Here is a 10,508-nt window from a genome sequence, read left to right as displayed (position 1 = left end):
AGGGCCACCCCCGCCCACGCGGAGACCGGGACTGCGGCGAGCAGGGCCGCGAGGCCGATTGTTCTGGAAACGGACGTCATGGAGTGGGAGTGTCGGCCATCATAGGAGGCGGCCGGCGGGGTTGTAAACGCGCACCAGATGGCTTGACCCGCTCCCCCGGCGTTCTTATCATTCCTCCAGGCATTCCTGGGATTTCCCAGGAGTTACAGGGATTTGCAGTTAGGAAAAGGGTTGTCCCCTGCGGGGCGCGTGATGCCCAGCAGAAATTCGAACCGATACGTCCATAACGGGGTCCGTTCCGGGTTCCATGTGCAAGCCCTCCCCTCGCGGGATGAGGGAAGCCTACGGCGCCAAGATTTGGTCCCCACCTGGCTTTTTAGGGTTCAATGGACGCTAGGCACACGGCCATTCGGCGGGGGACTTTTTCTTTCTCTTGGCGGGAGTGGGGCTGGTGGCGAGCGAGACGGTGGCGCAAGAGGGGGCAGCTCGGAAGGTGTCGCTCCGTGAAGAACTGACGGCGCGGCGCAAGGCGATGACGCCGGATATCATCGACGAGCGCGGCCTGAAGGTTCAGGCACGATTCCTGGCAACGCCCTATTACAACAAGGCGAGGACGGTGGCGCTCTACGCTCCTATTCGGGGCGAGGTGCCCACACGGGACATCCTCATCGCGGCACTGCAAGACGAGAAGATCGTCTGCTATCCGCTGTCCCACGTCCATGGTCGTATCCTGTCCTTCCGGGCCATCAGGTCCGAGAGCGAGTTGGAGCCTGGGCGGCTCGGAGTACGCGAGCCCACCAACTCCGCCGAGCTCATCCCGGTGGATCAGATCGACCTTTTCGTGGTGCCCGGACTGGGCTTCACACGCGACGGCAAGCGACTAGGCCGGGGTGGCGGCTACTACGACGCCACGCTCAAGGCAGCCTCGGCCCGCAGTCGCCGGGTGGGGTTGGCCTTCGGAGACCAGGTGGTCGACACCATGCCGACCAACGCGGATGACGTGGACATGGACCTCGTCGTCACCGAAGCTGAGACCATGCGCGGGCTCTACCGCGACTGGGACTTCCTGGACACGTGAAAGTACTCTTCATGGGTGATGTGGTGGGCCGGCCGGGCGTCATGGCCGTGCGCACCCTTCTGCCCAAGCTCATCGCGCGCCACTCGGTGGATCTGGTCATCGCCAACGCGGAGAACAGCGAAGGCGGTGCCGGCATCTCCCCCGAGTCGGCCGAGGCGCTGCTCGGCAGTGAGGTCAACCTCCTGACGAGCGGCAACCATTTCTGGACGAAGAAGCAGATTCTCCCGTGGGTGGAGGACAACCCCCACCTGCTGCTGCGCCCGGCCAACTACCCCAAGGGGGCGCCGGGCCGGGGGCACACCGTCATCCAGACGCCGGACGGGCGCAAGCTCGGGGTGCTCAACCTCGAGGGGCGCGTCTTCATGAAGCCGTTGGACAACCCGTTCACGGTGGCGCCGGACCTGGTGGCGGAGCTGCGCAAGCAGACGCCCTGCATCCTGGTGGACATGCACTGCGAGGCCACCAGCGAGAAGAACGCCATGGGCGCTCACCTGGACGGCAAGGTGTCCGCGGTGGTGGGCACCCATACCCACGTGCAGACGGCCGACGAGCGGATCCTCCCCGGCGGCACCGCCTTCATCACCGACGTGGGCATGTGTGGTCCCCTGGACTCCGTCATCGGGGTGAGGAAGGAGCTCTCCATCGAGCGCTTCATCACCCTGCGCAACACCCCCTACGAGGTGGCCAAGAATCTCGTCTACCTCCAGGGCGTGGTCATCGACATGGATGACAAGACGGGCAAGGCGCGCAGCATCGAGCGCATCCGCGAGCACCTGCCGGGCACCTGATTCCGTGCGTTTCGGCGGGGCTTTTCGGCTAGGTTTCGCGCGCCATGTCCGAAAATCCGCTGCGCAAGGCGACGCCCCAGGAGCAGTTCGACGAAGTGACCCGTGGCACCATGGACATCCAGGTGCCCGAGGAGCTCAAGAAGAAGCTCGAGCGCTCCTACGAGACGGGCAAGCCGCTCATCATCAAGGCGGGCTTCGATCCGAGTCGTCCGGATCTGCACCTGGGCCACTCGCTGCTGCTCACGCGGATGCGGCGCTTCCAGGACTTCGGCCACCAGGTGGTGTTCCTCATCGGTGACTTCACCGCGCTGATCGGCGACCCCTCGGGGAAGAACGTCACGCGCCCCGCGCTCACCCGCGAGGAGGTGAAGGTCAACGCGGAGACGTACCAGGAGCAGGTCTTCAAGGTGTTGGATCAGGCGAAGACGCAGGTGCGCTTCAACTCCGAGTGGTTGGACAAGCTGGGTACCGAGGGGATGATCCGCCTGGCGGCGCGCTACTCGGTGCAGCGCATGCTGGAGCGCGACGACTTCAAGACGCGCTTCCGGGAGAACCGCTCCATCTCCATCCACGAGTTCCTCTACCCGCTGCTCCAGGGCTACGACTCGGTGGCGCTCAAGGCGGACGTGGAGCTGGGCGCGACGGATCAGCTCTTCAACCTGCTGGTGGGCCGGCAGTTGATGAAGGAAGAGGGAATGGCGCCGCAGGTCATCATGACCGGGCCCATCCTCGAGGGCCTGGACGCGAAGCTGGTCGACGGGAAGATCACCGGCGACAAGATGTCCAAGAGCCTGGACAACTACGTGGGCATCAGCGAGTCGCCGGAGCAGATCTACGGCAAGCTGATGAGCATCTCGGACGACCTGATGTGGCGCTACTACGAGCTGCTGTCCTCGCGGACGCTCAAGGAGCTGGGGGAGCTGAAGGAGAAGGTGACGCGCGGGGAGCTGCACCCGAAGGCGGCCAAGTCGGGCTTCGCGCAGGAGATGGCGGCTCGCTTCCACGACGAGGCCTCGGCGCGCACCGCGATGCAGGCCTGGGAGGAGCGCTACTCGCAGAAGAAGATCGTCGCCGAGGACCAGCCGCTGGTGGAGGTGTCGCTGGGAGGGGCACCGAAGCTGCTGCTGGCCAAGGCGCTGGCGGAGGCGAAGCTGGTGGCCTCGGTGACCGAGGGGCGCAAGCTGATGGGCCAGGGCGGCGTGAAGGTGAACGGGGAGAAGGTGTCGGACCCGAAGCACGAGCTGGAAGCGGGCGAGCACCTGGTGCAGGTGGGCAAGCACAAGTCCGCCCGCCTCAAGCTGGCCTGAACCGAGCGGCTGGGTCACGGCTCACGAGCGGGGCGTCCGCGCAGAAGAAGCCCACCTCGTACGGCTGACACACCTTGCCCAGTTGTCCAGTATTACAATTTTGCGCTAAAGCTGTCGCCCGGGGGGCGCTCGTCATGGCACCCGGGAGAAGAATTCTATGTTGAAGAGGTTCGAGATCGCACTGGGTGTCCTGCTCATGGCCCTCACGCTGGGGGCGTGCCAACCGGACGAGCCGCAGCAGTCCAACGAGGGTGAGGCCCAGGTGACGGTGCGCGGGTTGTCCGCGTACAACATCACCCGGATGGTCGTCACCGCGCAGCCCGGCAACGTCAGCGTGACGCTGGACCACGCGGGCAACGGCGCCTTCTCCGGCCGCCTGTTGCTGCCCGCGGGGGACTACACCCTGAAGGCCGAGGGCTATTCCACCTACTACGTGCCGGACAGCGGCACGTCGGACGGCGGCTCCTACGACGCGGGCTACTCCGACGGCGGCTACGACTCCGACGCGGGCTACTCCGACGCGGGCTCGCCCCCGCCCCCGCCCATGGACGGCGGCAGCTCGAGCAGCGGCACCCTGGTGGCCACCGGCTCCGCGACCATCACCATCGTGGCCGGCGGCAGCACCTCGGTGACCCTGCGCATCTACGACATCACGCCGCCGCCGTCGCAGGGTGACATCGGGCCCTTCATCCGCTCGGTCAAGTCCTCCAAGACGGAGATCACCACCACTGGCTCCACCCTGCTCGAGGTGGATGCGGTGGATCTGGATGGGGATGCGCTGTCGTACTCCTGGTTCAGCTCCTGCCCGAGCGGCACCTTCACCAACCCCTTCTCCGCCTCCACCGGTTGGTCCAGCAGCTCCCCGGGGGTGTGCAAGCTCTCGGTGAAGGTCTCCTCCCGCGGCTTGAGCGTCACCGAGACGATCGAAGTGACGGTCTTCACGGCGCCGACGGATGGCGGCCCGGGTGAGGGCACCGCCGTGGTGAATGGCGAGTACATCGCCCGCCCCGTCATCAACGGCATCTACGTCTCGGGCATGATGGGCGGCGGGAGCGTGTATCGCTACTACACCAACGCCACCCTGCCCCCCGTGCAGGCGGGGGCGACGTACTACATCGAGATGCAGATTGATTACGGCACGGCCTTCGGGTCCTTCGACAACAACCTGGAGTCCGACTGCGGCGGTAGCATTACGAGGTCCTATAACGGCTGCTCGACCGGTGGCTACTGCAACTCGAGCTTCAACTGGACCACGCCCGCCGCCGGATCGGTCTGCAAGCTGACCTCGCGGGCCGTCAACGGCACCCTCGCCGACAGCTTCTCCGTCGGCGTCGCCGTGAAGTAACGCGGTTGCCTTCCTCCAGCCCCTGGGGTGCGTTCCCGGGGCTGGGGGACTCTGAAAGGGAGCCGGGGTGAGGGTATCCTGCGCGAGCGATGCGCACCCTGACCCTGCTCCTGATTGCCCTGTGTACCCTGCCCTTCTCCGCCCACGCCTCGGGAGCCTTCGTCTCCGGCACGCGGTTGGAAGCGGTGGCCGAACCCGAGTCCACCCAGGTCGTCTTCACCGTCGAGCCGGACACGGCCTACCCGGTCCTCAAGAAGGGCGGCCCCCAGCGGGCCTGGTGCAAGCTCAAGGGGGCCACTGGCGAGGGCTGGGTGAAGTGCGACGGCACGGCGGACCTGCCGGAGAAGCCGCGCCTCAGTGGTGAGTTCCTCGCGTCGAGGGACCGCGCGCCCACCGCCACTCCCCTGCCCTCCAACGTCCCCGTGGCCAGCGGCTGCGCGACGACCTGCGGCACCTCGCCCCTCTTCCGCCAGGCCCCGGCCCTCACGCCCGTGGACCGCGAGGTGCTCGGCATGTGCCCGGCGCGCCCGGATGCCTCGGTGAGCCGCGGCGACGTGCAGCGCTTCATGTCCGCCCACTACGACGACCCGCGCATCCAGCGGGCGCTGTCGGCGGCGGGACGCCCGGGCTCGCGCCAGGCGAACCTCGAGTGGCTCACCGCCCTGTGGGTGAGCACCGGGCCGCGCAATGCCTTCACGCACGTGTTCTGCGGCGATGAGTGGACGGAGAAGAACATCGGCGGGTTGCACTACCTGCCCCGCTACGCGCAGCTCGAGGCCGAGGGGAAGCTCTGCTACGACGGCCCGGCCCGCGGAGGCAAGGCGCTGAAGGGCTCGCAGTACCTCATCCGCTTCCGCGGCGTGGCCCCCTGGTCCTGCGCCGAGAAGAAGCTGGGCGGCTTCACGCAGGCCGAGGACCCCGTCTCCCTGGTGTCCATCGGCACGCGCGCCTTCGCTCGCTGCTGCGCGCGCGGGGGGGCCAAGAAGGAGGGCGGCGTCTACTCGGCGCCGGACCTCGGCGGCACCTCGTGGCGCATCTGGTGCGGCACGCGCAATGGCACCTACGGCATCGCCACCCTCTACCCCACCGACGAGCGCCCCTCCTGCGGCGACTAATCTCCCGGACCCAGGGCATACTCCCCTCCCATGTGTGGCCGAGTCACCATCCAGACCCCCGCCCTGGCGCTCGCGCGTGAGTTCGCCCTCACCGGCATCCGCACCGCCATTGAGCGCCCCCGCTACAACCTCGCCCCCACCCAGCTCATGCCCGTGGTCATCAACGACGGCACGCGCATGCTGGACGCCTACCGCTGGGGGCTCATCCCCTCGTGGGCGAAGGAGGCCTCCATCGGCAACAAGCTCATCAACGCCCGCGGCGAGACGGTGGCGGAGAAGCCCAGCTTCCGCTCCGCCCTCAAGCGCCGGCGCTGCCTCGTGCTGGTGGATGGCTGGTTCGAGTGGAAGCAGAGCACGAAGCCCAAGACGCCCTACCTCTTCCGCCGCAAGGACGGCCACGCCATGGCCTTCGCCGGGTTGTGGGAGGAGTGGACGGCCCCGGACACCGGCGAGGTGCTGCGCACCTGCACCGTCATCACCACCGGACCCAACGGGCTCATGGCCCCCATCCACGACCGGATGCCCGTCATCCTCCGGCCCGAGGCCCAGGAGCTGTGGCTGCGCCCGGAGCCCCAGGAGGCCTCGGCGCTCCAGCCCCTGCTGGTCCCCAACGAGGACGAGCCCCTGGAGGCCTGGGAGGTGGCACGCGTGGTGAACTCGCCCATGAACGACGTGGTGGCCTGCGTGGAGCGCGTGGCCAGCCAGGCCTCGCTCCTGGGCTAGGGCGAGGCTGTCCCCGTCCCCACGGGCTTGCGGCGCAGACCTACCACATACACCTCCATGCTGGCGCCGCGGGTGGCCTCGGGGCGCACCAGCTTCACCTCCTCGAAGCTGGCGCGCACCTCGTTGCGGAACTCCTCGAACTCGCCCCCCATGAAGAGCTTGGCCACGAAGGCCGAGCCAGGCCGGCCCCGGGTGGTGGACACCTCGAGCGCCTTGCGGGCCAGACGCAGGCTGCGCGCCTCGTCCGTGGTGCGGATGCCGCTCGTCTTGGGCGCCATGTCGGAGATGACGGCGTCGAAGGGCCCGTCGTACAGCTCGAGCAGCTTCGCGTCGAAGTCGTCGGCCAGCACGTCGAGCACCACCGTCTTCACGAACGGCTGGGAGAAGGGACGGATGGGCACGATGTCCACGCCGATGACCCGGCCACTGGGGCCCACCGCATCGGCGAGAATCTGGAGGAAGCCACCGGGCGCCGCGCCCAGGTCGAGCACCGCGGCGCCCTTCTTCAGGAAGGGGTGGCGCTTGAGGATCTCGTCCACCTTGAAGGCGGACCGGGCCCTCAACCCTTCTTGCTTGGCTTTCTTGAAATAGTGGTCTTTCGGACGGTAGGGCTTGCCCATGGCGGTAGCGCTCCCTACCATCCGCTACTGTCTTCGGGAAGTCGGAGCAGGCACGGGTGTCGGGCACTCGTGGAAACGGCGTCCGGAGGGGGTGTCATGCGACTGTTCAGCGTGACGACAGCGGTGTGTATCGCCCTGCTGTGCACGGTGTGCGCGGTGGGGTGCTGGTACCGCGCGGAGGGGTTGCGCACGGAAGCGGACTGGCTGCTGGAGCGCGGCAAGGCTCAAGCGGGCGAGTATGCGCGGAGCCTCAACGACACCCTGGCCAAACAGGAGCTGGAGACGTTCGCGAAGCGCCGGGTGGTGCTGGAGCGGGCGCACCTGTGGCAGCGCGGGCAGGCGCTGGGCGTCATGCTGGCGGTGCTGGCGGCGGCGAGCGCGTGGGTGCTGCGCATGTGGCGCCGGCTGAATGGTGAGCTGGACGAGGCCACCGAGGAGTTCGACTCGGCCATGTCCGCCGAGCCGGTGCCCGTGCGTGCGGCCATCCGGCCCTCGCGCTCCTAGAGGACTCGGAGGATGCCGGGCTGCGCGCACTGCGGAGGCGAACTCGACATCGTGGGCAACCAGGTGGGGCGGCGCGACACGTGTCCCCACTGTGGCGAGGAGGTGCACTCCTGCCGCAATTGCCGCCACTTCGACGAGACGGTGGCCAAGCAGTGCAAGGAGCCCTTCGCCGAGGTGCCCTCGGACAAGGACGGGGCCAACTTCTGCGACCTCTTCCAGGTGGGCGAGGGCGGCCGGCACGCGAAGCAGGCCAAGGATGACCTGCTGTCCGCCGCCGACGCGCTGTTCCGCAAGAAGTAGCCCTAGAAGCCGGACATCTTCGAGAGGATCTCCTTCATCACCTCGGAGGTGCCGCCGCCGATGGTGATGAGCCGGATGTCGCGCCACGCCCGCGCGATGTGCGTCTCCTCGATGTAGCCCATGCCTCCGAAGAACTGCTGGACGTCGTAGGCCACCTTCTGCGCCAGGTCTCCGGCGAACAGCTTCGCCATGGAGATCTCCCGCACCGCGTTCTCCTTGCGGTCGAAGAGATCCACCGCGTGGTACGTCAGCCGCTTGGCCGCCTCGATGGCCGCCATGTGCTCCACCAGCTTGTGCCGCCACACCTGGAAGCCCAGCAGCGGCTTGCCGAACGCCTGCCGCTCCTTGCCGTACTGGAGCGCGTCTTCAATCATCCGCTCCATCCCCGCCACCGCCGACAGCGCTCCCACCAGGCGCTCGCCCTGGAAGTTCGTCATGACGTGGTAGAAGCCCTCGTTCTCCTCCCCCAGCACGTAGCGCCGGGGAATCCGGCAGTCCTCGAAGTAGAGGATCGCCGTGTCCGAGGCCAGGTTCCCCACCTTGTCGAGCTTCTTCGACACCCCGAAGCCCTTCACGTCCGTGGGGAACGTCACCAGCGAAATGCCCCCGTACCCCGGCCCGCCCGTGCGCACCGCCAGCGTGATGAAGTCCGCCCGCGTGCCATTGGTAATCCACATCTTCGAGCCGTTGATGACGTAGTCATCCCCGTCCCGGCGCGCCGTCGTCTGGAGGTTCGCCACGTCCGAGCCAGCCCCCGGCTCGCTCACGCCCAGCGCGGCGATCTTCTCGCCCGCCAGCGCCGGCGCGAGGAACTCGCGCTTCTGCTCGTCCGTGCCGATTTCGTTGATGATCGGCGTGGCCATCTGGCCCTGCACCATCATCGCCATGTTCACGCCCGCGTTGCGGCTGCGCGTCAACTCCTCGGTGAACGCCGTGACGTACCAGTAGTCCAGGCCGCTGCCGCCGTACTTCGGGTCGTGGTTGATGCCGAAGAAGCCCAACTCGCCAAACTTCTGGAAGAGCTCCCGCGGGAAGATGCCCGCCCGGTCCCACTCCAGGGCGTGCGGCGTCATCTCCTTCTCCACGAACGTGCGCACCGTCTTGCGGAAGGCCTCATGCTCCTCGGTGAACGGGTTCGGCATGGTTGCTGTGGCTCCTCGGGGTGATTGACTGGAGAGTCAATAGTACAAGGGACTCCCTCGCGGACAAGGACGTCATCTTGGCTTCTGTCACCCTCGCGCTCTTCGCGCTGCTCGCCGCCACTCCGCCCGCCCGGGCCTCGGCCGAGGAGGTGCTCCGCGCGCAGTGCCGCACCTGGGCCGCGGATCCGAAGAACCCCTGGGCCCTCGCCCATGGCATCGCCCTGGAGGGCCGGGGCTTCAAGGCGCGCGACGGGCGCTCCGCCGCGGACGTCATCGTCTCGGACTTCCTCCGCCGCGAGGGCTCGGGCTCCCAGGCCGACCTCCGCTTCGAAGCCTTCGCCGCCGATGGCACGCCCGTGGAGCCCCACCCGAACCTCCAGGTGAAGACGCTGCTGCTCGCGGGCCATCCCCTCTCGAAGTCCTTCCCAGCGAGCGGGGGCCCCATCAGCCTCGGTGCGCTCGTGGAGGATCTCAAGCGCGACTTCCGCCGTGATTCCGCCCTCTCGCCCCATGGCGCCTGGACGCTCGATGCCCTCTCCCACGTGCTGCCCCCCGGGGCCACCTTCACCAATGGCACCGGAGAGAGCATCCGCTTCGACGCCGTGATGGACGAGGCCCTCGCCCTGCTCGAGCGCGAGCAGGCGGAGCTGCTGGCCGGCATGAAGGCCGGGCTGCCCCAGGTGCCCAAGCGCAAGCAGGGCATCTACGCGCACCCCTGCGGCGGGCTCCACCTCTTCCAGGCCGTCGCCACCCACGCGCGCCACCCCGCCGTGCGCAGGGCGTGGGGCCCGCGCCTCGACATGCAGGTGGACGTCCTCTTCTACCGCCTGGCCTCCGAGTCCCGGCAGTACGACGCCGCCCTCTCCTCCGCCCCGCCCTCGTACCGCCTCCCCGTGCTCGTACAGATGGTGAAGTTCTACGGGCACTTCCTCGAGACGCTCGGTCGTTACCGAGCGGAGACGGGCTGGAAGCCCACGCCCGCTCAAGCCCGATCGGTGCAACAGGCACGCGCTCTGCTCGATGGCGCGGTGCGTCGACTCGATGCGTCAGGAGCCTTCCGCGACATGGAGTCCCTCAAGTCGACGCACTCGCAGATCCACCTCGACCTCATCGGCGACTCCTGCCACGCCGCGCACGGGCTGGGCTATTGGCACTGAGTCACTGGAGGAACCACCTCGGAGGTTATACAAGGGCCCACCATGCCCTCCCCCCTCCGTCTCCTGGCCCTGTGCCTCGCACTGGCCGGGCTCACGCTCGCCGGTTGCAAGAAGGAGAGCTGCCTCGGCAACGACGAAGGCTGCCGAGTCGTCAGCCCCTGCGACAAGCTCAGCTATTCCTGTGAGGCAGCCTCCGGCTCGAAGCTGGAGCTCCGCACGCTCACCCCCGATGACCGTCGCGCTGGTAGCGATGGCACCAGCACCGGCGCCGAGACCGTGCCCGGTGGCCTCAATGCCCTCGGCGCTCGCGGCGACATCCTCCTCGGCAATGACCGGGCCGTGGCCGTCATCGCCGGCATCGGCAACACCAACCTGCTCGATCCGAACGGCGGCTCGCTGCTCGACTTGAGCGCCCGTGGCAAGAACAAC

General features: G+C 67.9%; 12 protein-coding genes and 1 other RNA gene. 11 read left to right on the top strand and 2 right to left on the bottom strand.

Features of this window, described 5'->3' with window-relative positions; genetic code table 11:
- The first annotated feature begins 232 nt into the window (after positions 1 to 232).
- The 7 genes from ssrS (at position 233) to VF794_RS37260 (ending at position 6,356) form a co-directional block, all read left to right on the top strand.
- Positions 233 to 423: non-coding RNA, 6S RNA (ssrS, locus tag VF794_RS37290), on the top strand.
- A 28-nt stretch (positions 424 to 451) separates the two neighbouring features.
- Positions 452 to 1,078, top strand: coding sequence for a 5-formyltetrahydrofolate cyclo-ligase (locus VF794_RS37285; protein ID WP_414641011.1), 627 nt, complete (start codon positions 452 to 454; stop codon positions 1,076 to 1,078).
- Positions 1,075 to 1,866: a TIGR00282 family metallophosphoesterase gene (locus VF794_RS37280; RefSeq protein WP_331118041.1), complete on the top strand. Its 792-nt coding sequence runs from the start codon at positions 1,075 to 1,077 to the stop codon at positions 1,864 to 1,866. Before VF794_RS37285 ends, VF794_RS37280 begins: the two co-directional genes overlap by 4 nt.
- A 44-nt stretch (positions 1,867 to 1,910) precedes the next feature.
- Entirely contained in the window at positions 1,911 to 3,173 is a 1,263-nt protein-coding gene (gene tyrS / locus VF794_RS37275) for a tyrosine--tRNA ligase (protein WP_331118039.1), read from the top strand.
- 157 nt (positions 3,174 to 3,330) lie between these two features.
- Positions 3,331 to 4,518: a hypothetical protein gene (locus VF794_RS37270; RefSeq protein WP_331118037.1), complete on the top strand. Its 1,188-nt coding sequence runs from the start codon at positions 3,331 to 3,333 to the stop codon at positions 4,516 to 4,518.
- Positions 4,519 to 4,607: 89 nt separating this feature from the next.
- Positions 4,608 to 5,633 (top strand): hypothetical protein, encoded by a 1,026-nt coding sequence (locus VF794_RS37265; RefSeq protein WP_331118036.1) that lies wholly within the window; start codon positions 4,608 to 4,610, stop codon positions 5,631 to 5,633.
- Between the two features lie 30 nt (positions 5,634 to 5,663).
- A complete protein-coding gene (locus VF794_RS37260) occupies positions 5,664 to 6,356 on the top strand; it encodes an SOS response-associated peptidase (protein WP_331118035.1) in 693 nt (230 codons plus the stop codon).
- Here the strand turns inward: VF794_RS37260 and VF794_RS37255 are convergent.
- Positions 6,353 to 6,997: an RlmE family RNA methyltransferase gene (locus VF794_RS37255; RefSeq protein ID WP_331118034.1), complete on the bottom strand. Its 645-nt coding sequence runs from the start codon at positions 6,995 to 6,997 to the stop codon at positions 6,353 to 6,355. The genes VF794_RS37260 and VF794_RS37255 overlap by 4 nt on opposite strands.
- A 75-nt stretch (positions 6,998 to 7,072) precedes the next feature.
- Here VF794_RS37255 and VF794_RS37250 point away from each other — a divergent pair, with 75 nt between their 5' ends.
- Positions 7,073 to 7,480 (top strand): hypothetical protein, encoded by a 408-nt coding sequence (locus tag VF794_RS37250; RefSeq protein ID WP_331118032.1) that lies wholly within the window; start codon positions 7,073 to 7,075, stop codon positions 7,478 to 7,480.
- Between the two features lie 12 nt (positions 7,481 to 7,492).
- Positions 7,493 to 7,780: a hypothetical protein gene (locus VF794_RS37245; protein ID WP_331118030.1), complete on the top strand. Its 288-nt coding sequence runs from the start codon at positions 7,493 to 7,495 to the stop codon at positions 7,778 to 7,780.
- Positions 7,781 to 7,782: 2 nt separating this feature from the next.
- Here the strand turns inward: VF794_RS37245 and VF794_RS37240 are convergent, their stop codons facing one another.
- Entirely contained in the window at positions 7,783 to 8,922 is a 1,140-nt protein-coding gene (locus VF794_RS37240; protein ID WP_331118028.1) for an acyl-CoA dehydrogenase family protein, read from the bottom strand.
- 77 nt (positions 8,923 to 8,999) lie between these two features.
- Between VF794_RS37240 and VF794_RS37235 the strand changes: the two genes are divergently transcribed.
- On the top strand, positions 9,000 to 10,079 hold the full coding sequence (locus VF794_RS37235; protein WP_331118027.1) for a hypothetical protein: 1,080 nt from the start codon (positions 9,000 to 9,002) through the stop codon (positions 10,077 to 10,079).
- Positions 10,080 to 10,121: 42 nt separating this feature from the next.
- Positions 10,122 to 10,508: hypothetical protein (locus tag VF794_RS37230; RefSeq protein WP_331118025.1), on the top strand; the 387-nt coding region annotated here is incomplete at its 3' end.

This window comes from Archangium sp. (assembly GCF_036389735.1).
GTDB lineage: Bacteria > Myxococcota > Myxococcia > Myxococcales > Myxococcaceae > Archangium.
The sequence above is the reverse complement of the archived record's forward strand: the minus strand, read 5'-3'. Positions and strand labels throughout refer to the sequence as shown.

Coding starts and splice junctions, on each gene's coding strand:
- tyrS (WP_331118039.1), top strand. CDS start 1,911: ATGTCCGAAAATCCGCTGCGCAAGGCGACGCCCCAGGAGCAGTTCGAC.
- VF794_RS37270 (WP_331118037.1), top strand. CDS start 3,331: ATGTTGAAGAGGTTCGAGATCGCACTGGGTGTCCTGCTCATGGCCCTC.
- VF794_RS37265 (WP_331118036.1), top strand. CDS start 4,608: ATGCGCACCCTGACCCTGCTCCTGATTGCCCTGTGTACCCTGCCCTTC.
- VF794_RS37260 (WP_331118035.1), top strand. CDS start 5,664: ATGTGTGGCCGAGTCACCATCCAGACCCCCGCCCTGGCGCTCGCGCGT.
- VF794_RS37255 (WP_331118034.1), bottom strand. CDS start 6,997: ATGGTAGGGAGCGCTACCGCCATGGGCAAGCCCTACCGTCCGAAAGAC.
- VF794_RS37250 (WP_331118032.1), top strand. CDS start 7,073: ATGCGACTGTTCAGCGTGACGACAGCGGTGTGTATCGCCCTGCTGTGC.
- VF794_RS37245 (WP_331118030.1), top strand. CDS start 7,493: ATGCCGGGCTGCGCGCACTGCGGAGGCGAACTCGACATCGTGGGCAAC.
- VF794_RS37240 (WP_331118028.1), bottom strand. CDS start 8,922: ATGCCGAACCCGTTCACCGAGGAGCATGAGGCCTTCCGCAAGACGGTG.